Raw genomic sequence first — 23,407 nt, forward strand, 5'->3', positions numbered from 1 at the left:
ACAAATGTGATGCGGGGTACTCTGTTGGGCGTGCAACCCGTCCGTCGCACCAGCCTCATCGCTCAGGTGACCGAGCAGCTGCGTGCCGAAATCCGTTCCGGCCGTTGGCCTGTCGGCTCCCGGATCCCCACCGAACCGGAGCTGACCGAACTCACCGGCACCGGCCGCAATACCGTCCGTGAAGCCGTCCAGGCGCTCGTGCATGCCGGCATGCTCGAGCGTCGCCAGGGATCGGGCACCTATGTGATCGCCACCTCCGATCTCGGCGGCCCCCTGACGAAGTATTTCGCCGACGCCGTCCAGCGCGACATCCTCGAGCTACGCCAGGCCCTCGACACCACCGCCGCCCGGCTGGCCGCGCAGCGCCGCGACGACACCGATATCGAGAACCTGCGCCAGCTGCTCGAGGAACGCCGCCGCACCTGGGCCGAAGGCGATCCGGCCGCCATCGAGGCCGACGTGCAGCTGCACCGCGCCATCGTGGTCGCCAGCCATAATGCGGTGTACCTGGAGTTCTACGATTCGCTGCTGCCGGTGATCGAGCAGGGAATCCGTTCCAGCACAACCAGATCCAGCGAGTCCTATCACACCGAACACGCCGAACTGGTGCAGGCGGTGATCGACGGCGACCCGGAGCGGGCTGCGCGGACGGCCAACTGCTTTCTCGACACGTTGATCGCCGGATATCCCGACAGGTAAACGAGTCGTCACCGACCGGTTCGCGATGGCGTGAGCGAGATTTGGCTCGATCGTCATCGGCGGTGAACCCCGCGTAACGGCGCATTCGTACGGTGGAATCCGACCGCAGGGCCCGCAGCCAGGGTATTCGCAGCCAGGGTATTTCGGCACGGGCTCACGATGAGGGCGGTCGTCCCCCGCTCGAGAGGAAGCGCGCCGATGACAAGCGACGCCGTAGCGCACACCGGCACCCCGACCTTCACCTATCAGGCCCGCGGCCGATGGCTGGACCGCTGGGAGCCCGACAATCGAATCTTCTGGGAGAACGGCGGTAAGCAGACCGCACGCAAGAATCTGATCTTCTCGGTGTTCGCCGAGAACCTGGGCTTCAGCGTCTGGGTGCTGTGGGCCAGCGTCGTCACCGCCATGGGGCCCGCGGGTTTCGCATTCCTCGACGGCCTCGGCCGGGGAAACCCTGTGGCCGTGGGCAATTCGCTGCTGCTCACCTCCACCCCCACCCTGGTCGGGGCCGCACTGCGCATCCCCTACACCTTCGCCATCCCGAAGTTCGGCGGTCGGGCCTTCACGGTGTTCAGCGCGGGCATGCTGCTGATTCCGGCGCTGGGCCTGGCGTACTTCATCAATCAGCCGGGCACGCCGTTCTGGGTGTTCATGATCCTGGCGGCGCTGGCCGGTGTCGGCGGCGGCAACTTCTCCTCGTCGATGGCCAATATCAACTTCTTCTTCCCGGAGGGCAAGAAGGGTGCGGCGCTGGGCATCAATGCCGCGGGCGGGAATCTCGGTGTGGCACAGACGCAGTTGTTCGTGCCGCTGATCATCACGCTCGGCACTCACTTGATGGCCAAGGACGCCGGGGGCTATCGCTTCGGCATCACGCTGGCCGCGCTGTTGTGGATCCCGTTGATCCTGATCGCGATGTTCGGCGCGCTGCGGTACATGGATTCGATCACCCACGCCAAGTCCGACGGCTCGTCCTACAAACTGGCCCTGGCCAATCCGCACACCTGGGTGATGGCGGTGCTCTACATCGGCACCTTCGGCTCGTTCATCGGCTTCTCCTTCGCCTTCCCGACGCTGCTCAAGGCCAACTTCCCCGATCTGGCCAAGATCGGCTGGATGAGTACGCTCGGTAACCTCGCCTTCCTCGGCGCCCTGGTGGGCTCGCTGAGCCGCCCGTTCGGCGGCTGGATCTCCGACAGACTGACCGGCGCCAAGATCACGCTGTACGTCTTCGGCGGCATGGCGGTGGCCACCGCGCTCATCATGGCGTCGCTGTCGGCGAAAAACTTTGCGCTGTATCTGATTTCGTTCTTGCTGCTGTTCGTGCTGACCGGCGTCGGCAACGGTTCCACCTACCGGATGATCCCCTCGATCTTCGGCGCGGAGGCCAAGCGCCGGGCCAGCGAGGCGGGCCGCGACCCGGCCTCCGCGCTCATCGCGGCCAAGCGGCAGGCCGGTGCGGCCATCGGCGTCGTGGGTGCGGTCGGCGCCGCGGGCGGCTGGCTGCTGCAGCAGGCACTTCGCTTGTCCAACAACCACTTCGGCGGCATGAATCCGGCATTCTGGTCCTACGCGGTGGCCTTCCTGGCCATGGGCGGGCTCACCTGGTGGTGCTACCTGCGGTCGTCGTTCGCGGTGGATCGGGTGCCGTCGCTCGCCTACGCGAACGTGTAAGGGCCCGACTACAGCTGGAGTCGGATCATGTCGGCGGTGCGGGCCAGGCCCGGGAAGGCCTCCGGGGTGGAGCGGGGGTGCAGGGCGTGCACGGCGAGGCGGAACATGACCGCGCGCAACAGCATCTGCGGCCACTCCGGCAGGTCCGACCACCGCTGCAGCAATCCGTCGTCGGCGCCGCCCCAGGACAGCGCGTCGACGACGATCACCCCGGCGGCCCATGGGGCGGGCCGCCAGTAGGGGGTGATGTCGGTGAGGCCGGGTGTGTAGGCGCCGGAGAACAGCACGGTGCCGAACAGATCGCCGTGTACCAGCTGCGGCGGTGTCTGCACCGGTTTACGCAAAGTGGCCAGCTGCGCAAGCATTTCGAGGCTGCGCTGACCGTCCGGCGAGGTGACCGGGAGCATGCCGCCGATCTTCAGGCTGCGCAGCGGCACCGGCTCCCAGGCGGCCCGGTCGGCGGCGACGAACACGTCCACATCCACCCACGGCGCGATCGGCTGCTGCACCAGGAACCGGGGACGGTCCAGTGTCGCGGTCGCCTGATGTAACCGCAGCGATACCGACACCACCTCGTCGTGGCGCGGTTCGGGTGTGCCCTCCAGATAGGTGTCCGCGCGCCAGCCCGAGACGACGTAGCGGCCGTCGGTGGCGCGCACCGGGCGCGCCAGCCGTAGGCCGTCCACCTTCAGGGTCTCCCGCACGCGGGCCGACCACGCGGCCCGGGCATGGTCGGCGACCGGGCTCAGCACCACATCCCCGCAGCGCCAGCCGCCGTCCCAATCGCCCAGCGCGATCGGCGTTTCCTCGCGAAGCCCGAACGTGGCGCGCACGTGCTCGGGAGGTTCCACAGAAGTCACGGCCGTACCGTACTCCGGGAAGTTTGTCCACTCCCGACGCCGCGCCGAGACCAGCACAGCCGCACCCCTTTCCGTCTCCCGCACCCCGTACAGGGCGCTGGAGCGGGTGCGGATGTGAACAAGGGGTGCGGCTGGGGCGGCTAGTAGACGGGGAGGGACGGGTCGATCTGCTTGGCCCAGGCGATGATTCCGCCCTGCAGGTGGGTGGCGTCGGAGAAACCGGCGCGTTTCAGGGCGGCCAGTGCCTCGGCCGAGCGCACACCGGTCTTGCAGTGCAGCACGATCGGGCGATTCTGCGGCAGCTCGGACAGCGCCTCACCGGACAGGATGCGGTCCTTCGGAATCAGGGTCGCGCCCGGAATGCGGACGATGTCCCACTCCACCGGTTCGCGCACGTCGACGATCGCCACATCCTTACCGGCGTCGAGCATGTCCTTCAGCTCGCGCGCGGTGACCGTGGAACCGACGGCCGCGGCCTGGCCCTCCTCGGACACCACGCCGCAGAACGCCTCGTAATCGATCAGCTCGGTGATGGGTTGGCGCTCCGGATCGCGGCGCAGCTTGATGGTGCGGTAGCTCATGTCGAGTGCGTCGTAGACCATCAGCCGGCCCAGCAGCGGCTCACCGATGCCGGTGATCAGCTTGATCGCCTCGGTGACCATGATCGAACCGATCGACGCGCACAGCACGCCCAGCACGCCACCCTCGGCGCAGGAGGGCACCATGCCCGGCGGCGGCGCCTCCGGGTAGAGATCGCGGTAGTTGATGCCGCGCCCGTCGGGTGCGTCCTCCCAGAACACCGACACCTGGCCCTCGAACCGGTAGATCGAGCCCCACACGTAGGGCTTGCCCGCCAGCACCGCGGCGTCGTTGACCAGGTAGCGGGTGGCGAAGTTGTCGGTGCCGTCGACGATCAGGTCGTACTGCGAGAACAGCTCGACCGCATTGTCGTTGTCGAGCCGGAACTTGTGCAGCTCCACGGTGATTCCGGAGTTGATCTCCAGAATGGAGTCGCGCGCCGAATCCGCCTTGGAACGCCCGATATCGGATTCGCCGTGGATGATCTGCCGCTGCAGATTCGAGGCGTCCACCTCGTCGAACTCCACGATGCCCAGCGTGCCCACGCCGGCCGCGGCCAGATACAGCAGCGCCGGCGAGCCCAGGCCGCCCGCACCGATCACCAGCACCTTGGCGTTGCGCAGTCGTTTCTGACCGTCCACACCCAGATCCGGGATGATCAGATGCCGGCTGTAGCGGGCGACCTCGTCTCGGGTCAGCTCCGCAGCCGGCTCGACCAGGGGCGGCAGGGACCTTGGTGATGACACGTCCTCAGACTCCTCGCATCGAATTCGCCGATCACGTCACCCGTGCAACGCGGCGAATCGGGCCGTTCTTCCCGACCATCCTGCCCCACCTCACCCGCGGGGATACGGCCAGGGGTTGAAGCGGCACTTCTTGCCGTCCATGGGCACCACGCCCTGGGGGTCGAGGGCGGCGATGTCGTTGTTGCGGGTGCCGAAGGTCTGCTGCATCATCACCGGCGCCAGGCCGCCGTCGGACTCGCACGGCTGATGTTCGTGGTAGCCGATCGCGTGGCCGACCTCGTGATTGATCTGGTACTGCCGATACGAGCCGATATCGCCCTCGAACGCCAGCGCCCCGCGCACCCAGCGCACCTCCGACAGCACCACCCGGCCGTTGTCGGAGTTGAAGCAGGACGAGTCGATGGGGATCTCGAACCCGCACTCGGTCTTGGTGGTCTGGCGGGAGGTGAGCGAGACCCGGAAATCGGGCTCGCCGCTGTCGATCCGGCGGAAGCCGAATTTGGGATCGTGAATCCAACTCTTGGGATTGGACAGCGTCGCCTCGACCATCTTCGCCACCGAGGCGTCGCCGCCGAATCCGGAGGTGTCGATGCCGTCCTCGACCTCCACCGTGTAGGTGAACAGATGCCCCTGTGCCGCACCGACCTGCGCGGAGGCGCCCGGCACCAGATGCCAGGTGCCCGCGCCGGTTTCGGCGAACGGGCCGCCGTCGGGCAGCGCGCCGGTCGGCAGATCGCCGCCGAATTTGCCGTCCCCGCGCGGCGGGGCGCCGATGATGCCCGCCTTGTTGGTGTGCTGGCTGAGCCGTCCCAATCCGGGCATGCCACCGCCGCCGGAATCGCCACCCCCCTTGACGGCATCCACGACCACCAGGACCGTGATCACGAACAGCACCGGCAGCGCATAGGCCCGCCAGCCGTAGGTGGAGACGAAACGACCCAGAGCGCTCTGTTTCTCGGCCCCCCGGTTGGGCCGCGGACGCGCCGGTTCGTCGATCGGTGCGGTGGGGTCCCAGCGGGCGCGCAGCGGCTGATGGGATCGATCGATTCGGTGCGTGAGCTGCTCGTCGACCCGGTCCGGATCGGTGTAGAGGCCGAGCGGATCGTAGATCTCCGGCTGCGGCTTTCCCTTGCGTTTCGAGCCGAGGGCACCCGCACGCGATGCGACAGCGCCCACGGGGCGGCGCGAATCGCGCCCGCCGGTCGATCTGCCCCGTTGGTCGGTCACGACATTCAGAGTCTCACAACCCGCGCGGGGGCACCGGGGGACCTGACCCCAGCCTTAGGGGTTGCGAGATTTCTCACCACTGTGCGAGATTTCTCACGGCGATCAGTTACTGACAGATTGCCAATAGGTGTGGAAGGTTATCGGTCACTTGTCCCGCTCTCCGGTCGCGATCCGGAGCAGACTTGGACCGCCGCAATAGTGTGAGAACCGGGAACGGCACGCGGGCCCGCATGCGAGTATCGTTCGTGGGATACCCGTGCACATCCAAATTTCCAGCCGGGAATCGATTGGGAGAGCCGAAATGACTGACCTCGTGGACCGGATGACGTCGCATCGACTGTCGTCCGAGGCCATGCCGAGCAAGCGCGGAACGCGCCTGCCTCGCGACGCCCGTCGCGCGCAACTGCTCGCCGCGGCCGGTGAGGTCTTCGTGCTACGCGGGTACCACGCGGCGGGCATGGACGAGATCTCGCAGTGCGCGGGCGTCTCCAAACCGGTGCTGTACCAGCACTTCTCGAGCAAACTCGAGCTGTATCTCGCGGTGCTGCAGAACTACATCGACGCGCTGGTGTCGAGCGTGCGCCAGGCGCTGCGCTCCACCACCGACAACCGCCAGCGGGTGCGCGCCGCGGTGCAGGCGTACTTCGACTTCGTCGACCACGAGACCCAGGGTTTCCGGCTGGTCTTCGAATCCGACCTGACCAGTGAGCCGCAGGTGCAGCGCCGGGTCGAACAGGCCACCGAGGCGTGTGTGGACGCGGTCTTCGATCTGGTGGCCCACGACTCCGGCCTGGATCCGTACCGGGCCCGCATCCTCGCCGTGGGCCTGGTGGGCGCCAGCCAGATCACCGCCCGCTACTGGCTCGAGGCCGACCGCCCGATCTCCAAGGAGGAGGCCGTGGATACGACGGTCTCGCTGTGCTGGGGCGGCCTGTCGCGCGTGCCTTTGCACCCCCAGGGATAGATCGACGAAAAAGGCGGCGAAGCTTTCTGCTTCGCCGCCTTTGGTGTCCCTACGTCCAGGCCGCGGCTCGACTACATCCTTGCTAGACCGCGGCTCGATTACATCCTTGCTAGACCGCCGCGAAGCCGACGCGTCCGCTGGTGGAGGTGCCGATCTCGACGTAGGCGACCTTGGCGGCCTGGATCAGGTACTTGCGGCCCTTCTCGTCGGTCAGCGCCACCACGCCGCTCCCGCCCTCCAGCGCACCGGACACCAGCGCCTCGACCTCTTCCGGGGTCTGCGAGCTGACGATCACGAGCTCACGCGGGCTATCCGAAATACCGATCTTGACCTCCACGGCCAACCTCCTAATTCCCTGATGGTGTCTAGCTCAGGCTAATGCAGCACGAACGGGCGAAGTTATGCGGCAAGCTGCGCTGTGAGCGAACGAAGACGCGAACGAAGACTCAGCCGAGACCCAGCACGCGCATGCGTTCGGCGTGGCTGGCCTGCATGCGTTCGAACAGGGCGGCGACGCCGTTGAGGTCGCCGGTGGCGATGAGTACGAGCTCGGTCAGTTCGTCGCGCTGGGCCATCACGTACTGGGCCTGGGTGATGGCCTCGCCGAGCAGCCGGCGGCCCCACAGGGTGAGCCGGTCGCGCTCGGAGCGGCTCTCCGCGACCGTGCGGCGCACCTCCTCGATCACGAATTCGGAGTGGCTGGTCTCGGCGAGCACATCGCGCACCACCGTGGCCACCTCGGGCGCCAGCGCATCGGCCAGCACCGTGTAGAAGTCGGCGGCGATGCCGTCGCCGACGTAGAACTTCACCATCGACTCGAGCCAGGTCGAGGGGTCGGTGGAGTCGTGGTAGGCATCCAGCGCGCGCACGAACGGCGCCATGGCGTCGAAGACGTCGACGCCCCGCTGCGATAGTGCCTGCTCCAGGGTCTCGAAATGCCCCATCTCGGCGGCGGCCATCTTCGCCACGGCCACCTTGCCCCGCAGGGTCGGCGACAGCTTCGCCTCCTCGGCGAGCCGGTAGAACGCGGAGATCTCGCCGTAGGCGAGCACCGCGAACAGGTCGATGACGCCGGGATGATCGGCGGGAATACGGGGGTCGGATTCGGTCGAAACACCCAGCGCGGCAGACGGGTTAGCTCCCATGTGCTCCACCCTAGTAGCGACCGCCCCGGTTACCCGCTCGGTCATGGCACATCTCGCAGAAACTTCTCCAGATATGTCCACGTGGTGTCCCTCGCGTCGGGCCCGGTGAGGATGCCGAGGTGGCTACCCGGCGCGGTCTCGAACCGCACCTCCCGGGCACCGGTGAGGGTGGCGGTGCCGTGCTCGACGGCCGCCGCCGGGGTGATGACATCGCTGGGCCCACCGACCAACAGCACCGGCGCGGTCACCTCGGCCAGCGCGATCCTCCGCTCCCCCAGCCTCACTACCCCCTTACCGATGTCGTTGGCCAGCATGAACCGGCTCCACAGCTGGTTGTACAGCCGCCCCGGATAGCCGGGCAGCTGCGCCTGGAACCGGTCGACGCTCTCCATTCGGGCCAGGGTCGCGGTGTCGTCGAGGTTGGCGGCGATGAACAGCGGGCGGCGCAGTTCGCGCTCCCAGGCGGTGGCGCGATAGCCGAGGCGGGTCAGCGGCGCGGGCACCCCGCCCGCCGCCCGCACCAGCGTCGAGACGGCCAGACCGCGGGTCAGCCGAGCCACCGCGCGCAGCTGCGGTATGCCGGTCATCTTGTCGTAGTCCAGCGGGGCGCCGATCGCGGTGATCGAACGGATCGGCAGGGCCGGGTCGGCGGCCGCGGTCAGCAGCGCCAACACCCCGCCCAGCGACCACCCCACCAGATCCACGGGTGCCCCGTTCCGATCGGCGGAGGCCCGGCCGATGGCGGCGGGCAGGATGTCGTCGATCCAGTCCTCGAAGCCCAGGCGCCGGTCGGCGAAGGTGATCTCGCCGTAGTCGATCAGATACGGGTGGCGCCCGGCGTCGAGCAGGAAGCGCGCCAGGCTCTGATCGGGCCGCAGATCGAAGCAGAAGGCGGGCGCGGCCAGCGGCGGCACCAGCAGCACCGCGGCGTCGTCGGGCGCCGCCACCGATCCCTCGCCGCGCTCGTACCGGCGCAGCAGCCGATGCGGTTCGTCCCACAGCACCGTCGACGGCGTCGGTTCGGGCGGCCGGATGCCCTCGCCGAAGGTCAGGGCCCATGCGTTGCGCGCGGCGGTACTCACCGTGTCTGCCAGACTCACGGCAGAGAACCTATCCCGTGACACCGTGTCTCACATATGTGGTGTTGGCCACCGCCGCGGGCCCTGATCCCGGCCGAAAGCACTCCGGGATGACGGGATTTCTCCGCGAGCATCCCGGCGTGCTTTCGGCCGGGATGTCATGGGGCACAGCGGACGACGGCACGCGCTGGAACAGGAACGAAAGAAGTAGCGAAGAAGTTTCGCCCGATACCGCGCGGCATTTGCGGGTGGCGGAAAACAGGCAGAAGAAGCTATCACGCTACAATCTCCATGGGCAACGGAATTTTGCGCCCGCGTCGCGGGCAGGGAACCGCGGCCCAACGAAAATGTGCGCGCACCAGATCCGCGACACCATTGCGCCACGCCAGGTAGATGCCAGCAGGCATCCCGCAGTGGCCGAGGTGGAAACACCGCCGGATATGTGGTCGCTCGGATACGCGATCTCCCTCGGTATCCGTCCCACACCTCGTGCGCGCGAGATGCGATAACACGAGGAAGGTACGAACCTGAGCAAGATCACTGTCGAACAGGAACCGGGGTTGACGGACACGCTGTTGACCGCCGAACTCGACCCCGACCACACCGCCCCTACATTCGCCGAATTGGGAGTGCGCCCGGAAATCGTGCGCGCCCTCGGCGAGATCGGTATCGAACGCACCTTCGCCATCCAGGAACTCACCCTGCCGCTGGCCCTGGCCGGCGAGGATCTGATCGGTCAGGCCCGCACCGGCATGGGTAAGACCTTCGGTTTCGGCGTGCCGCTGCTGAACCGCATTTCCAGCACCGATTCGGGCACCACGCCGCTGGACGGCACCCCGCGGGCGCTGGTCATCGTGCCCACCCGCGAGCTGTGCGTCCAGGTCACCCAGGATCTGGAGAATGCGGGCAAATATCTGACCAACCACAAGGGCAAGCTGCGCGTCGCCTCCATCTACGGCGGCCGCCCCTACGAATCTCAGATCGCGGCGCTGCGCTCCGGCGTCGACGTCGTGGTCGGCACACCCGGGCGTCTGCTGGATCTGGCCGAACAGCAGCATCTGATCCTCGGCAAGGTCGGCGTGCTGGTGCTCGACGAGGCCGACGAAATGCTCGATCTGGGCTTCCTGCCCGATATCGAACGCATTCTGACCATGGTGCCCGAGCAGCGCCAGACCATGCTGTTCTCGGCGACCATGCCGGGCCCGATCATCACCCTGGCCCGCACATTCCTGCACAAGCCCACCCATATCCGGGCCGAGGAACCGCACGATTCGGCCGTACACGACCGGACGGCACAATTCGTGTACCGGGCCCACGCGCTGGACAAGGGCGAGGTGATCGCGCGTATCCTGCAGGCCGAGAGCCGCGGCGCCACCATGATCTTCACCCGCACCAAGCGCACCGCCCAGAAGGTGGCCGACGAACTGGCCGAGCGCGGCTTCGCGGTCGGTGCCGTGCACGGCGACCTGGGTCAGATCGCCCGCGAGAAGGCGCTCGACAAGTTCCGCAAGGGCAAGATCGACGTCCTGGTCGCCACCGACGTCGCCGCCCGCGGTATCGACATCGACGATGTCACCCACGTGGTCAACTACCAGTGCCCGGAGGACGAGAAGACCTACGTGCACCGCATCGGCCGCACCGGCCGCGCGGGCCGCACCGGTGTCGCGGTCACCCTGGTCGACTGGGACGAGATCAACCGCTGGCAGACGATCGATGCGGCGCTGAAACTGGGCATGCCGGAGCCGGTGGAGACCTATTCGCGCTCCCCGCACCTGTATTCGGACCTGGGCATCCCGGAGGATGTGAGCGGCACGCTACGGCGCAAGCCGGAGCGCGAGGAGGATGCCGTCGTGGTGGAGCGCGAGCCGCGCGCCCCGCGCAAGCGCAATCGCAAACGCACCGTGCGCGGTAAGCCGGTGGAGCGGTCCGAGGACGGCACCGAGGCCACCGAAACCGACACCGCCGGTGCCGATTCGGGTGCGGCCGTTGCGGCCGAGGACGATTCCGTGGCCGACGGTGACAAGCCGGCCCGCCGTCGGCGTCGCCGCCGCCGGTCGGGGGCGAGCGCCGAGGCCGGAAACGACGACGCGGCAAGCGAAGCCGAGAGCACCGACACCGCGGCCGACGCCGCGGACGCCGACACCGCGGAGGAATCGACGGACAAGCCCGCACGCCGTCGCCGCCGCCGCCGCAAGCCCTCGGCCGAGTCGGGTGCCGACGCCGATGCCGAAGCCCCCGTTGCCGCGTCGGTGTAACCGCACCGTTCGCGCGAACGTGCCGAGCCCGCCGCACGTGGCGGCTCGGCCCGTCCCTGCCCACTGTTAGTCTCGCTGACGTGCTCGCACCCGAGCGGCGGACACGCGCCGACATCTATGCCGCCGTCGCGATCGCCGTCGTGGTGGTGATCGCGGTGGTCGTCGTGTGGTCGATCAGCGATGCGCGCGGCACCGAATCCGATCCGGCCGCACACCCGGTCACCCCACCGGCCCCGGCCGACCACCTGCCGCAGTCGCTGCGCGAGCTGTGGCACGCCGCCGACGGCGCCGCCGGGCGGGCCCTGGTCGGCGGCGGGCTCGCCATCACGGGCGACGGCGGCACGGTCACCGGGCGCGACCCGGCGACCGGCGCGCAGGTGTGGAAATACCAGCGGGATATGCCGCTGTGCGGCGTCGAGGGTCAGCTCGGCACCGTGGTGGCCACCTATCGCGACCAGCGCGGCTGCAGCCAGTCCACGCTGCTGGCCGCCGACAGCGGCACGCGGCGCACCGCTCGCAGCAGCTATATGGACCGGCAAGTGACGCTGTCGGCCGACGGCACCTACGTGCTGGCGCTGGGCCCGAAGCGGCTCGAGATGTGGCGACCCGATCTGGTGCGCACCCTCGAGTACGGGTACGTGGATGCGCCGGTGAACGTGCGGACCCAGCCGCGCCGCGGCTGCACACTGCTGTCGGCCGCCTCGAGCACCAGTCGGCTGGCAGTGCTCGAGCGCTGTCCCGGCGAAGCGGCCGTGCGGCTCACCGTGCAGAACCCGGCGCCCAAGGACAACACCGTGCCCGAGGAGTACGGCTCGCACGTGCTCACCGAACCGGGCGCGCTATCGGACAAGGCCCGCGTGATCGCGGTGTCGGACAACCGGATTGCGCTGTATCTGCCCGGAACCGCCACCACCGCACCGGAATTCGCCATCTACGATCAGGCCGCCAATCCCGTTGCGGTGCACCGGCTCACGACGCCGCTGAGCGACAGCGTCAAGACCACCCGGATCGGATCGGCCTTTCTGGTGTTCACCGGCAACAGCCTGATCGCGCTGAACGCCACCACCCTGGAGCCGATCTGGACCGCTCCCGACGCGCTGGGCAGCCCCGCCTGGATGGCCGGACAGCTGATCATGCCGACCGCCGACGGCATCGCCGCCCTCGACCTGACCACCGGCGCACGGATCTCCCGAATTCCGCTGCAGCGCAGCGGCTATCACAATGAGCCCATCTCGCTGGCGGTGGTCGGCTCCACCGTCCTCGAATTGCGCGGCGGGCAGCTCTACGGCCTGGGCCAGTAGCCCCTCGTCCCCGGCCCGGGGGATCTCGGGCATGATCGAAGACATGGGCGAGACGGAGTACCGGCTGGTATTGCTGCGGCACGGCGAAACCGAGTGGTCCAAGGCGCGTCGACACACCGGGCGCACCGATGTCCCGCTCACGCCGCTCGGACAGGAGCAGGCGCGCGCCGCCGCACACGTGCTGACCGGCCTGAAGCTGTCCGATCCCCTGGTCCTGACCAGCCCCAAGCAGCGGGCGGTGCAGACCGCGGAGCTGTCCGGCCTGTCCGATGCGCGGATCGACGACGACCTGGTCGAGTGGGACTACGGCGACTACGAGGGTCTGACCACACCGCAGATCCAGCAGACCGTCCCGGGCTGGACCATCTTCACCCACGACGTGCCCGGCGGGGAATCGGCCGCCCAGGTGCAGGCCCGCGCCGACCGGGTGCTGGCCGCGGTCGAGCCCGCACTGCGCTCCCGCGATGTGGTGCTGGTCGGACACGGGCACTTCTCCCGCGCGCTGATCGCCCGCTGGGCCGAATTCGACGTCCGGGAGGGCCGGCGCTTCTTCCTGTCGACCGGCGCGATCAGCGTCCTCGGACACGACCATCAGGCCCGCACGATCCTCGCCCATAATCTCGTCCCCGATCTCGACGGAGCCGCCCGATGATTCGCCGCGCCACCCCCGACGACGTGCCCGCCCTGGTGCAGCTGGTCTACGACCTGGCCGAGTACGAGAAGGCCGGGCAGGAATGCACTCTCACCCCCGAGCAGTTGCACACCGCCCTGTTCGGCCCCTCCCCCGCCCTGTTCGCCCATGTGGCCCACGGCGATTCGAGCGACGAGGTGCTCGGCTGCGCGATCTGGTTCCTGAACTTCTCCACCTGGGACGGGGTGCACGGGATCTACCTCGAGGACCTCTACGTCAAACCGGAGGCGCGAGGACTGGGCCTGGGCAAGGCCCTGATCGCCGAACTGGCCCGAGAGGCCGTGGCCAAGGGCTACAGCCGGGTCGCCTGGGCCGTGCTGGACTGGAACACCCCGTCGATCGACTTCTACAAATCCCTGGGCGCCGAACCCCAGGACGAATGGACCGGCTACCGCCTGTCCGGCGATGCACTGGGACGCCTCGCGGCGTCCTGATTCGGACTCCCCGACGAAACACCTAGCCGTAGCTGCGGGCCATCCAGCGGTTCGAGGGCGGGGAGAAGATCAGCACCAGGGTGACCACGGCGGCCAGGCCCACCGGGACGGCCAACTCGGGCCGGTGCGAGCTGAACATGTACCAGGCCACCGGCAGCAACAGCACCTGCGCGAGCACCACGATGGCCCGCCCCCACCGGTGCCCGCGGAACAGCGCGACACCCGCCGCGAGCACCGCACCGGCGAGGATCGCGAAATACGCGGCGGTCCCATACGCCTGGGTCGCGGTCTCGTTACCCCGAGTTCCCTGCGCCACCAGCACGATCGCGATGATCACCCCGACCAGCCCCTCCAGGGCCGCCACCGCCCCGGCCCCGCGCACCGTCCCGGGCGCCTCCACCGATCCGGTCCCTCCACCATCCGTGTCCTGCTTCGCCACCCGCCCAGCCTAAGGCCCTGCCGTTCCGGCGGGGCAACACAAGGTGCCGACCGACTTCGCAGGCAACGCGAGGTGTCAACCGATTTCACCCGTGGCTAGGCTGCTGGCGTGCGGACGTTGCTGATCGTGAACCCGAATGCCACCTCGACCACACCGGCCACTCGGGATCTGCTCGCTCACGCATTGGAGAGCCGCACCCAGCTGATCGTGGCCCACACCCAGCATCGGGGGCATGCGGCCGAGTTGGCGCAGTGGGCCGCCACCAACGAGATGGATCTGATCGTCGTGCACGGCGGGGACGGCACGGTCAACGAGACGATCAACGGCTTCCTGCCGCTGCCGCAGGTCGACGACGGGCAGGCGTGGATTCCGCGGCTCGGCGTCATCCCGGGCGGGTCGGCCAACGTCTTCGCCCGCTCGCTGGGCATCGCGCCCGACCCGGTGGCCGCCACCAATCAGCTGATCGACCTGCTGTCGCTGGACGCGGGCGGGAGCAGGGCGGGATCGAACACAGCCGGGAGCAGGGCGGGATCGAACACAGCCGGGAGCGCGGCGGGCGGTGACCGACGCATCGGCCTGGCCATCGCCGACGACCGCTGGTTCACCTTCAGCGCGGGCGTGGGCCTGGACGCCGACGTGTGCGAGGCCATCGACCGCAGCCGCGCCAACGGGCACACGGCCACCCCGGCCCGCTATCTGCGCACCACCGTGCGGCAGTTCTTCCGGGCCAAGCGCAAGGAGCCGGCGGTCACCCTGCACGTGCCCGATCACGAACCGGTCACGGGCGTGCATTACGCATTCGTGACCAACACCAGCCCGTGGACCTATCTCGACTCCACTCCGGTGCGCACCAACCCCGGGACTCGATTCGAAACCGGACTCGGAGTGTTTGCCATGCAGACCATGCGGGTACTGCCCACACTGTGGGTCGCCCGCCAGTTGTTGGCCAAGGATGGAAACCCCAAGGCGCGCAAATTGTTTCGCACCGACGATGTTCCGTCGGTGCGGATCGAGGCCGCCGAACCCATCGGGCTGCAAATTGACGGCGACTTCATCGGCCGACGCAGCGTGGTGGATTTCACGGCCGTGCCGGAGGTGCTCGAGGTGGTCGCTCCGCGACCCGAATCGGGCCGACACAACTGAGAAACATCGCAGTTGTGCTGCGAAAACTGGCGCGAGCGAGTACAAAGGACTCCGCAGGCCCCCGATGTAGGGGTCTTACAGCGTGAGCTTCCCCACGGTGCACCACAAACCTATTGACATCTACGGTGTTCGTGAAAGCATTCACAAGCAACCGTGCGGAAACATTCGAGTCGCACAAGTGAACGGACCACAAACACGAGGCGCCCTAGCGCGCCCAGCAAAGGAGCAGAGGAATGGACTGGCGCCACAAGGCCATCTGTCGCGACGAGGACCCCGAGCTGTTCTTCCCGGTAGGTAACAGCGGTCCTGCACTCGCGCAGATTGCCGATGCCAAGCTGGTCTGCGCCCGCTGCCCCGTGACCGCCGAGTGCCTGTCCTGGGCCCTGAAGTCGGGGCAGGATGCCGGCGTTTGGGGTGGTATGAGCGAAGACGAGCGTCGGGCGCTGAAGCGTCGCAACGCGCGCACCCGCACCCGTAGCGTCGTCTGACGGCGTTCGGCGTTACGGCCACGCGATAGCCGCACAGCCCGGCACGTAGCGCATTTTCGGCCCGGCACCCGCGAGGTGCCGGGCTTCATTGTTTTCAGGGATCAACGGGACGATCGGCGGCCGAGCGGAACCCGGAGTACCGCATCGGTTCCCACATCCGCACCCGGGTGCAAACCGATCGAACCACCCAATTCGGCGGTCACCAGAGTGCGCACGATCTGCAGGCCCAACCGGTCCGAACCTTCCAAACTGAAACCGTCGGGCAAACCCCGGCCGTCATCGCTGATGATCACATCCAGCCAGCGCGCCGAACGCTCGGAACGAATTGTCACTGTGCCGTTTTCGCCCGGATCGAAAGCATGCTCGATTGCGTTCTGCACCAATTCGGTCAGCACCATCACCAGCGGCGTGGCCCGCTCGGCGGAGAACACTCCCAGCGAACCCGCCCGGCGCACTTTGATCCGCGCGGTATGCACGGTCGCCACATCGGCCATGATCGGCAGCAGCCGGTCCACGACCTCGTCGAGATCGACCTCTTCGTCAACCGACATCGACAGCATTTCGTGCACCGACGCGATGGAGGTGACCCGGCGCACCGATTCGGTCAACGCCAGCCGCGCCTCCTCGTTCTCGGTGCGCCGCGCCTGCAATCGCAGCAGTGCCGCGACCGTCTGCAGGTTGTTCTTCACGCGGTGGTGGATCTCGCGAATGGTGGCGTCCTTGGACAGCAGCGCCCGGTCGCGGCGCTTGACCTCGGTGACGTCGCGGACCAGCACCGCGGCACCGGCCAGCTCGCCGTGCGGGCGCAGCACTATGGTGCGCAGCAGCACCGTCGCCCCGCGCGCCTCCACCTCCATGCGCCGCCCCGATTTGCCCGCCAGCGCGGCTTGGATATCGCTGACGACCTCCTGGGCATCGAACGGGTCGGTGATCAGCGAGCGCGTCGTCTGGGCCAGATCCTGGCCCGCCAGATCGCTCTGCAGGCCCATGCGGTGATAGGCCGACAGCGCATTGGGGCTGGCGTAGGCCACGATGCCCTCGGTGTCCAGGCGGATGAACCCGTCACCGGCGCGCGGACTGGAATGCGATCCGGTGCGGTCCTCGAGCGTCGGGAAGGTGCCGTCGGCGATCATCTGACACAGATCGTCGGCACAGGCCATATAGGCGTGCTCGAGGCTGCCGCGCACCTTCGACCGCTGCACGTCCGTGTCGCGGGCGAGCACGGCGATCACGTGCTCGCCGACCCGAACCGGAATCGCCTCGCGAATGGCGTGCACCGGACTGGGGTGGTAGACCCCCTGGGATTCGCCGTCGGAGTCGATTCGCACGATCTCGCCGGTCAGCAGCGCCTCGAACACCTGCGGATGATCCTCTTTGGAGGCGAGGCCGCCGACCAGATCCTCCGGATGCACGGTGGCGCCGGTGGTGGGGCGGCACTGGGCGACGCAGACGACGTCGGCGCCCTCCGACACCGGGCCCGCGCCCACCCACAGCAGCAGATCCGCGAACGACAGGTCCGACAGCAGCTGCCAATCACCCACCATCCGCTGCAGATGATCCACGGCCGCACCCGGTAGATCCGTATGCTCGGCCAGCAGATCGCTCAGTGTCGACATCACCACGCTCCTTCAACCCGATGTGAATATCCTCCACTACGCATCGGGGTGGAGCGCAGGCACTAGGAGATGACGGCGATCAGGTCGCCCTTCTGCAGGACGTCGCCGGGCTTGACGTTGATCGACGTCACCGTGCCGCTCGATTCGGCGACCACCGGAATCTCCATCTTCATCGACTCCAGCAGCACCAGGGTGTCCCCCTCCTCGATCGGCGCCCCCTCCTGCGCGACGATCTGGAAGACGGTCGACACCATCTCGGCGTGCACTTCCTCGGCCATGACACCCTTTCCACCCGTCGGCACTGTGAATATTCCGGCCCCGCATCCGCTGCAGGCCCACCCAACCACACATGAAACAATGACGCTCGATCAGAAGGAGGATACCGATGGGTAAGCGTGGTCGTAAGAAGCGCAGCCGCCGCAAGAACGCGGCCAACCACGGCAAGCGTCCCAACGCTTGATCGTGCCGCCGACCCGGTCGGCGAAACCCGAAAAGCACTGAGCGGCACGCCATCCCGGATGGCGTGCCGCTCTGCTGTGGAACTATCCCTCGCGGGTCTCGGTGATCGTGATGGACCGCCGGATCTCCAGCGTCAGCCGTTCGCGCAGCGATTCGGGTGCCTTGTCGCCGCCGCACTTGGTGTGCAGCAGGCGCTTGAGCTTCTCCTCGAGACCGTAGGCCTCGATGCACGGCGAGCAGTGGTCCATGTGATGCTGCAGCCGGGCCCGGGTGGCCTCGTCGCATTCACCGTCGAGCATGAGCCAGACGTCGGCGAGCACAGCCGTGCAGTCCAGTTCCATGTCGTCGTTGTCCCCGGCACTCACTGGGTTACCTCCTGACGCGTGCCACTGCCCGCTCGGTTCCGGTCGAATCCACGTTCGTGCGCCACGTCGGCGAGCAGCCCCTTGAGCTGCTTGCGGCCGCGGTGCAACCGGGACATGACCGTACCGATCGGAGTCCCCATGATCTCGGCAATCTCCTTGTAGGGGAAGCCCTCCACGTCGGCGTAGTAGACCGCCATCCGGAATTCCTCCGGCAGCGACTGCAGGGCCGACTTGATGTCGTCGTCGGGCAGCGCCTCGAGCGCCTCCATCTCCGCCGAACGCAGACCCGTCGAGGTGTGCTCGGCGGTCGACGCGAGCTGCCAGTCGGTGATCTCGTCGGTCGGATACTGCGCGGGCTGGCGCTGCTTCTTCCGATAGGAGTTGATGTAGGTATTGGTCAGGATGCGGTACAGCCAGGCCCGCAGGTTGGTGCCCTCCCGGAAGGACCGGAAGCCCTGGTAGGCCTTGGCATAGGTCTCCTGCACCAGATCCTCGGCGTCGGCCGGGTTGCGGGTCATCCGCAAGGCCGCACCGTAGAGCTGGTCCAGCAGCGGGAGCGCATCGCGCTCGAACCGCTCGGCCAGCTCCGCATCGCTGGCATTGCTGCGTGTCGCCCCCGGCTCGTCGTCCGCGAATTCGTCATCAATGGCCAGGTCATCGGTGTCACCGATGCCCTCGGGCCCGGAATCGCCCGCGGTGTCGCCGCGCAGGCGATCGGCCGCCATATCGTCGTCGCTCGTCACGCCCATCCCTTCGATCGCCGTAGCTTCCGAATCTACCGCGAGGGGGGTGGGCAGCAGGAATCCGGTGACCGGCGCCACCGGGTCCAGCTGTGGGAACGACGGCGGCGACCCGGCGTGCACCGGACGTTCGTCGACCAGAACCGTCACCGGTAATCTCCTTCGGTTCACGGGATATGGGATCGAGGGTGGGTATCGCATGCAACATGGCAACCCTTCGGTGTGTTCCCGCGGGTGGCCTCTCCCGTGCCCTACCTGGCTTCCCGGCCTTCTTTCGCCTTCCGGCTTCCCGGCCCCTTTTCGCTTTCCGGCTTCCCGGCCCCTTTTCGCTTTCCGGCTTCCCGGCCCTTTTTCGCTTTCCCGGCCGAAGGCCGGGAATCTAAGGTGACCCGCATGGCAGGAGCTTCCACGCCCGCGATCCGCGCATTGACCCAGGCGAAGGCCCCCCATCACGTGCACTCCTACCCCCACGATCCGCGCAGCGACTCCTATGGCGCCGAGGCCGTGGCAGCGCTGGCCGAACAGCTGGGCGTGGTGGCCGAGCAGATCTTCAAGACCCTGGTCGTCGAGCTGTCGACGGGCGGGCTGGCGGTGGCGGTCCTGCCGGTCCCGCGCACCCTCTCGCTGAAGGCCGCCGCGGCCGCCCTGGGCGCGCCGAAGGCGGCGATGGCCGACAAGGCCAAGGCCGAGCGCACGACCGGCTACGTCCTGGGCGGCATCTCCCCGCTCGGCCAGAAGCGGCTGCTGCCGACCGTGGTGGATGACTCGGCACTCGACTGGGACCGCATGCTGTGCAGCGCGGGCAAGCGCGGCTTGGAGATCGAGGTGGCGCCCGCCGACCTGATCCGGCTCACCCAGGCCGTCACCGCCCCTATTACCCAGGGCTGACCAGGGCGACTCGGCTCACACCCGAAACGACTTGCCGTCGCGGACATATCTCCGCATACTTGCCAGGTACAACTAGTTGACTCATACAAGCAATTACCTTTTGCAAGTAGTTGGCCCGCACAAGGAGGCATTGAGCATGGACAGCGACGCGGTGATCGACCAGATCGCCCAGCAGCTGATCCGCCTGGCTCGCATCCGGGAGCGCACCCAAGCGCAGATCGCCGCCGCATCCGGCAGCGAGATCGAGCTCGCGGCCTACGGCATCATCTTCCGGCTGCTCTGCGACGGCCCGATGCGGTCGGGAGCGCTGGCCGAGGCGCTGTACTCGGATGCCTCCACGATCAGCCGCCAGGTCGCGAGCCTGGTCAAGAAGGGGCTGATCGAGCGCCGGGCCGACCCCGACGACGGGCGGGCCAGCGTCCTGGTCGTCACCGACGCCGGCCGGGAGCTGGCCGCGGAAATCCGCAGGCGCCGCAACGAAACCCTCGACCGGGTCATGGCGAACTGGTCCCGCGACGATCGCGAACTGCTCGGGCACCTGCTGCGCCGGTTCGTCGACGACTACGAGGCCGCCCGCCCGGCCATCCTCACTCCCCCGAAAATTTCTGCGACGGAGGAACATTCGTGACAGCAACCATCGAAGAACCGAGATCGGAGGCGGCCGGCTTCACCCACCGCCAGGTTCTGGTGATCATGAGCGGCCTGATGCTCGGCATGCTGCTGGCCGCGCTCGACCAGACCATCGTCTCGACCGCGATCCGCACCATCGCCGACGACCTGCAGGGCTACTCGCTGCAGGCGTGGGTGACCACCGCCTACCTGATCACCGCCACCCTGGCCACCCCGCTGTACGGCAAGTTGTCCGACATGTACGGGCGCAAGCCGTTCTATCTGGCCGCCATCACGATCTTCGTGATCGGCTCGCTGGCCTGCTCGTTCGCGCAGTCGATGTACGAGCTGGCCGCCTTCCGCGCGCTGCAGGGCCTGGGCGCCGGTGGTCTGATGTCGCTGGCGCTGACCATCATGGGCGATATCGTCAGCCCGCGTGAGCGGGCCCGCTACCAGGGCTACTTCCTGGCCGTCTTCGGCACCTCCAGCGTGGTCGGCCCGGTGCTGGGCGGCCTGTTCGCCGGTCAGGACAGCCTCTTCGGCGTCACCGGCTGGCGCTGGGTGTTCCTGGTGAACGTGCCGGTCGGCGTGGTCGCGCTGGCCGTGGTGAGCAAGGTGCTGCACCTGCCGAAGAAGCCGCATCCGGGTGTGCGGGTCGACTGGTGGGGCGTGCTCATGCTGGCGGTCGGCATCGTGCCGCTGCTGGTGGTGGCCGAGCAGGGTCGCGAATGGGGTTGGGGCAGCACCAATTCGGTGCTCTGCTACGTGATCGGCGTGCTGGGCGTGCTCGGGTTCATCGCGGTCGAGGCCAAGCTGGGCGACGTGGCCCTGATCCCGCTGCGGATGTTCAAGAGCTCGACCTTCGCGCTGGGCGTGGTGATCTCGTTCGTGGTCGGTGCCGCCATGTTCGGCGGTATCAGCCTGCTGCCGCAGTATCTGCAGGTGGTGCGCGGCTCCAGCCCGACCGTCGCCGGTCTGCAGATGCTGCCGATGGTGCTGGGCCTGATGACCGGATCGATCATCGCGGGCCAGCTGATCTCGCGCACCGGCCGCTACCGGGCCTTCCCGCTGATCGGTGCGGCACTGCTGACGCTGGGCCTGTTCCTGCTGCACTTCGTGACCGCCGACAGCCACCTGTGGCTGGTGATGATCTTCATGGCGATCGCCGGCCTGGGCCTGGGCAATCTGATGCAGCCGCTGACCCTGGCGCTGCAGAATGCGCTGCCGCCGAAGGATATGGGCGTGTCCACCGCGGCCGCCACCTTCTTCCGGCAGATCGGCGGCACCCTGGGTGTGGCGGTGTTCCTGTCCATCCTGTTCGCGCAGCTGACCCCGAATATCAGCAACGAGCTGCATTCGTCGGCGACGCAGCCCGCATTCCAGCAGGCGGTGGTCGAGGGCGTGCACAGCACCAACCCGGCCGATGCGGCACTGTCGAAGGGGCTTGCCGCCCATGACGTCTCCGCCGCCGGTGCGGTGATGAACGACAGCTCGGTCATCCAGCAGCTGAACCCGACGCTGGCCCGGCCGTTCAAGGTGGGCTTCGCCGACTCGATGTCGACGGTGTTCCTGTCGGTGGCCGGTATGGCGGCCCTGGCCCTGCTGCTGGTGCTGTTCTGGAAGGAGGTGCCGCTGCGCACCGCGGGCGGCATCCAGGCCGCAGGGCAGGCACGAACCGAGGAAAAGGTAACCGCCTCGGTACCGCAGGCGTAGGCATCCGTGGGGGTCCCCGCCTGCTGCTGGCGGGGACCCCGACACGCACAGTCAGAGGCATGAAACACGCAAATGTCCCGAATGGAACCGGGCAGTATGCGTTACTGGTCGGGTCAGATTCGTTCGACCGGAGGATGTGATGCGACATGTCTGACCGACGCCGTTTACGCACCCTGATCGTGTCGGGCGGTGCCCTGGTGGCCCTGGGATCGGGTGTGACGGCCGCGGTCCCCGTGGCCGCGGCACCGGTGATCGTGACTGCCGTGGATTCCAACTACCCCATGGGCGGCGGACCGGGACAGGCGACCCAGGATCCGTCCAGGCAGGCGGAGAAGGCAGAGAAGTTCGGCGGGAGCCTGACCACCAGACTCGTGGATCTGGGCGCGAGCGTCGTCAAGTGCGGGCTCGGCATCGCGGTGCCGACCGTGAGATGCGATATGTGACAACGAAGTCCCGCCGACGGCCGGTCAGATCAGGCTGGTCTGACCGGCCTGTTCGGTATTCGCACCGGATGCCTCGGCCAGCAGTTCCGGGCCGTTGTTGCGCACGCTGTTCACCAGGGGTGACACCGGACGCGCGACGATTCCCGAAATCCAGTCCACCGGAGGGGTTTCCAGCAACTCCTGCGGGGCCGGGTGGTCCGGATCCAGCCAGGCGTCCCAGTGCTCGCGCGGCATCGGCAGCGGCATCCGGTCGTGGATCTTGGTCAGGTCACCTACGGCGTCGGTGGTCAGGATCGTGCACGACAGCAGCGGATCCATATCCCGCTGCGCCGGATCGCGCCAGGTCGACCACAGCCCGGCCATATACAACCGGGACCCATCGGCGTGGGACATGAAGTACGGCTGCTTGATCGCCTTACCCTTGGCGGTCTCCCCCTCCACCAGCCATTCGTACCAGCCGTCCATCGGCACGAGGCAGCGCCGCTTCTTCACCGCGTCCCGGAACGAGGGTGCGGTGGCGGCCCGGTCGGCGCGGGCGTTGAACAGCGGCTTGCCCTTGGCGGGGACGCCGGGCTCGGCGGCCTTGGTCCACACCGGGATCAGGCCCCAGCGCATGCGCCGGATCCGCAGCGTCGGATCGTCGTCCGGGTGGTCGTGATCGTGGCGCTCGACCACCGTCAGCACCTGGTTGGTCGGTGCCACGTTGTAGTTGGGGCCCGAATCCGGCCGATCACCGGTTTCGTCGATGGCGTCGAGTTCGGCGGCCAGTCGGGCCGGGTTCGCCGTGGTCGCATATCTGCCGCACATGCACCCATGCTGCCACCGGGCACCGACAAGTATTTGACCGAAA

General features: G+C 67.9%; 27 protein-coding genes. 15 read left to right on the forward strand and 12 right to left on the reverse strand.

All coding sequences use genetic code 11. The features are described from left to right. Window positions 1–30: 30 nt before the first annotated feature. Complete coding sequence (locus IU452_RS01180) at window positions 31–699, forward strand: FadR/GntR family transcriptional regulator (protein WP_195106982.1); 669 nt, start codon at window positions 31–33, stop codon at window positions 697–699. Between the two features lie 198 nt (window positions 700–897). Further along, on the forward strand, window positions 898–2,373 hold the full coding sequence (locus IU452_RS01185) for an MFS transporter (protein WP_195106983.1): 1,476 nt from the start codon (window positions 898–900) through the stop codon (window positions 2,371–2,373). Between the two features lie 8 nt (window positions 2,374–2,381). Here IU452_RS01185 and IU452_RS01190 read toward each other — a convergent pair whose 3' ends face one another. From IU452_RS01190 to IU452_RS01200, 3 genes are all read right to left on the reverse strand, one after another. After that, the gene (locus tag IU452_RS01190) at window positions 2,382–3,233 is read right to left on the reverse strand and encodes a TIGR02569 family protein (protein WP_195106984.1); all 852 of its coding nucleotides are present in this window, start codon (window positions 3,231–3,233) and stop codon (window positions 2,382–2,384) included. Between the two features lie 140 nt (window positions 3,234–3,373). Further along, entirely contained in the window at window positions 3,374–4,558 is a 1,185-nt protein-coding gene (moeZ, locus tag IU452_RS01195) for an adenylyltransferase/sulfurtransferase MoeZ (protein ID WP_195106985.1), read from the reverse strand. Between the two features lie 90 nt (window positions 4,559–4,648). Further along, window positions 4,649–5,785 (reverse strand): DUF3152 domain-containing protein, encoded by a 1,137-nt coding sequence (locus IU452_RS01200; RefSeq protein WP_416382257.1) that lies wholly within the window; start codon window positions 5,783–5,785, stop codon window positions 4,649–4,651. Window positions 5,786–6,086: 301 nt separating this feature from the next. Here IU452_RS01200 and IU452_RS01205 point away from each other — a divergent pair, with 301 nt between their 5' ends. After that, window positions 6,087–6,749: a TetR/AcrR family transcriptional regulator gene (locus IU452_RS01205; RefSeq protein WP_195106986.1), complete on the forward strand. Its 663-nt coding sequence runs from the start codon at window positions 6,087–6,089 to the stop codon at window positions 6,747–6,749. 109 nt (window positions 6,750–6,858) lie between these two features. Here the strand turns inward: IU452_RS01205 and IU452_RS01210 are convergent, their stop codons facing one another. From IU452_RS01210 to IU452_RS01220, 3 genes are all read right to left on the reverse strand, one after another. Then, complete coding sequence (locus IU452_RS01210) at window positions 6,859–7,086, reverse strand: DUF3107 domain-containing protein (RefSeq protein ID WP_195106987.1); 228 nt, start codon at window positions 7,084–7,086, stop codon at window positions 6,859–6,861. Window positions 7,087–7,195: 109 nt separating this feature from the next. Continuing rightward, window positions 7,196–7,894, reverse strand: a complete 699-nt coding sequence (locus IU452_RS01215) for a ferritin-like fold-containing protein (protein WP_195106988.1) — start codon at window positions 7,892–7,894, stop codon at window positions 7,196–7,198. 41 nt (window positions 7,895–7,935) lie between these two features. Continuing rightward, window positions 7,936–8,994, reverse strand: coding sequence for an alpha/beta fold hydrolase (locus IU452_RS01220; protein WP_195106989.1), 1,059 nt, complete (start codon window positions 8,992–8,994; stop codon window positions 7,936–7,938). Window positions 8,995–9,083: 89 nt separating this feature from the next. On the opposite strand from IU452_RS01220, the gene IU452_RS01225 reads away from it, so the two are divergent. The 5 genes from IU452_RS01225 (at window position 9,084) to IU452_RS01245 (ending at window position 13,654) form a co-directional block, all read left to right on the forward strand. Then, window positions 9,084–9,482, forward strand: a complete 399-nt coding sequence (locus IU452_RS01225) for a hypothetical protein (RefSeq protein WP_195106990.1) — start codon at window positions 9,084–9,086, stop codon at window positions 9,480–9,482. 51 nt (window positions 9,483–9,533) lie between these two features. Then, entirely contained in the window at window positions 9,534–11,228 is a 1,695-nt protein-coding gene (locus IU452_RS01230; RefSeq protein ID WP_195106991.1) for a DEAD/DEAH box helicase, read from the forward strand. Window positions 11,229–11,308: 80 nt separating this feature from the next. Then, window positions 11,309–12,529, forward strand: coding sequence for a PQQ-binding-like beta-propeller repeat protein (locus IU452_RS01235; RefSeq protein ID WP_195106992.1), 1,221 nt, complete (start codon window positions 11,309–11,311; stop codon window positions 12,527–12,529). A gap of 43 nt (window positions 12,530–12,572) precedes the next feature. Continuing rightward, window positions 12,573–13,181 carry an acid phosphatase gene (locus tag IU452_RS01240; protein WP_228816260.1) on the forward strand — a complete coding sequence of 203 codons (609 nt, stop codon included), beginning with the start codon at window positions 12,573–12,575 and terminating at the stop codon, window positions 13,179–13,181. Continuing rightward, window positions 13,178–13,654: a GNAT family N-acetyltransferase gene (locus tag IU452_RS01245; protein WP_195106994.1), complete on the forward strand. Its 477-nt coding sequence runs from the start codon at window positions 13,178–13,180 to the stop codon at window positions 13,652–13,654. The genes IU452_RS01240 and IU452_RS01245 overlap by 4 nt, the downstream gene beginning before the upstream one ends. A gap of 22 nt (window positions 13,655–13,676) precedes the next feature. Here the strand turns inward: IU452_RS01245 and IU452_RS01250 are convergent, their stop codons facing one another. Then, window positions 13,677–14,093, reverse strand: coding sequence for a hypothetical protein (locus IU452_RS01250; RefSeq protein WP_324192382.1), 417 nt, complete (start codon window positions 14,091–14,093; stop codon window positions 13,677–13,679). Between the two features lie 108 nt (window positions 14,094–14,201). On the opposite strand from IU452_RS01250, the gene IU452_RS01255 reads away from it, so the two are divergent. Together IU452_RS01255 and IU452_RS01260 are read left to right on the forward strand one after the other, a co-directional pair. Further along, on the forward strand, window positions 14,202–15,236 hold the full coding sequence (locus tag IU452_RS01255; protein WP_195106995.1) for a diacylglycerol/lipid kinase family protein: 1,035 nt from the start codon (window positions 14,202–14,204) through the stop codon (window positions 15,234–15,236). A 233-nt stretch (window positions 15,237–15,469) separates the two neighbouring features. Next, entirely contained in the window at window positions 15,470–15,724 is a 255-nt protein-coding gene (locus IU452_RS01260; RefSeq protein ID WP_062507827.1) for a WhiB family transcriptional regulator, read from the forward strand. Between the two features lie 101 nt (window positions 15,725–15,825). Here the strand turns inward: IU452_RS01260 and IU452_RS01265 are convergent, their stop codons facing one another. Together IU452_RS01265 and IU452_RS01270 are read right to left on the reverse strand one after the other, a co-directional pair. Continuing rightward, a complete protein-coding gene (locus IU452_RS01265; protein WP_195106996.1) occupies window positions 15,826–17,340 on the reverse strand; it encodes a sensor histidine kinase in 1,515 nt (504 codons plus the stop codon). A 62-nt stretch (window positions 17,341–17,402) separates the two neighbouring features. Next, window positions 17,403–17,618: a biotin/lipoyl-binding carrier protein gene (locus IU452_RS01270; RefSeq protein WP_195106997.1), complete on the reverse strand. Its 216-nt coding sequence runs from the start codon at window positions 17,616–17,618 to the stop codon at window positions 17,403–17,405. Between the two features lie 107 nt (window positions 17,619–17,725). On the opposite strand from IU452_RS01270, the gene IU452_RS39380 reads away from it, so the two are divergent. After that, window positions 17,726–17,800, forward strand: a complete 75-nt coding sequence (locus IU452_RS39380) for a 50S ribosomal protein bL37 (protein ID WP_370512239.1) — start codon at window positions 17,726–17,728, stop codon at window positions 17,798–17,800. Between the two features lie 82 nt (window positions 17,801–17,882). On the opposite strand, the gene rsrA is transcribed toward IU452_RS39380, so the two are convergent. Together rsrA and IU452_RS01280 are read right to left on the reverse strand one after the other, a co-directional pair. Then, a complete protein-coding gene (gene rsrA / locus IU452_RS01275; protein ID WP_195107455.1) occupies window positions 17,883–18,140 on the reverse strand; it encodes a mycothiol system anti-sigma-R factor in 258 nt (85 codons plus the stop codon). Between the two features lie 20 nt (window positions 18,141–18,160). Then, window positions 18,161–18,889, reverse strand: a complete 729-nt coding sequence (locus IU452_RS01280; protein ID WP_416382270.1) for a sigma-70 family RNA polymerase sigma factor — start codon at window positions 18,887–18,889, stop codon at window positions 18,161–18,163. Window positions 18,890–19,297: 408 nt separating this feature from the next. Between IU452_RS01280 and ybaK the strand changes: the two genes are divergently transcribed. The 4 genes from ybaK to IU452_RS01300 all read left to right on the forward strand — a co-directional run bounded on the left by ybaK (window position 19,298) and on the right by IU452_RS01300 (window position 22,557). Next, window positions 19,298–19,792 (forward strand): Cys-tRNA(Pro) deacylase, encoded by a 495-nt coding sequence (gene ybaK, locus IU452_RS01285; RefSeq protein WP_195106998.1) that lies wholly within the window; start codon window positions 19,298–19,300, stop codon window positions 19,790–19,792. A gap of 136 nt (window positions 19,793–19,928) precedes the next feature. Further along, window positions 19,929–20,420: a MarR family winged helix-turn-helix transcriptional regulator gene (locus IU452_RS01290; protein ID WP_195106999.1), complete on the forward strand. Its 492-nt coding sequence runs from the start codon at window positions 19,929–19,931 to the stop codon at window positions 20,418–20,420. Between the two features lie 65 nt (window positions 20,421–20,485). Further along, window positions 20,486–22,114 (forward strand): MDR family MFS transporter, encoded by a 1,629-nt coding sequence (locus IU452_RS01295; protein WP_195107457.1) that lies wholly within the window; start codon window positions 20,486–20,488, stop codon window positions 22,112–22,114. A gap of 146 nt (window positions 22,115–22,260) precedes the next feature. After that, on the forward strand, window positions 22,261–22,557 hold the full coding sequence (locus IU452_RS01300) for a hypothetical protein (protein WP_195107000.1): 297 nt from the start codon (window positions 22,261–22,263) through the stop codon (window positions 22,555–22,557). Between the two features lie 24 nt (window positions 22,558–22,581). Here the strand turns inward: IU452_RS01300 and IU452_RS01305 are convergent, their stop codons facing one another. After that, window positions 22,582–23,364, reverse strand: coding sequence for an SOS response-associated peptidase (locus IU452_RS01305; RefSeq protein WP_195107001.1), 783 nt, complete (start codon window positions 23,362–23,364; stop codon window positions 22,582–22,584). Window positions 23,365–23,407 lie beyond the last annotated feature (43 nt).

Source organism: Nocardia transvalensis (genome assembly GCF_015477765.1).
GTDB classification, from domain to species: Bacteria; Actinomycetota; Actinomycetes; order Mycobacteriales; family Mycobacteriaceae; genus Nocardia; species Nocardia transvalensis_A.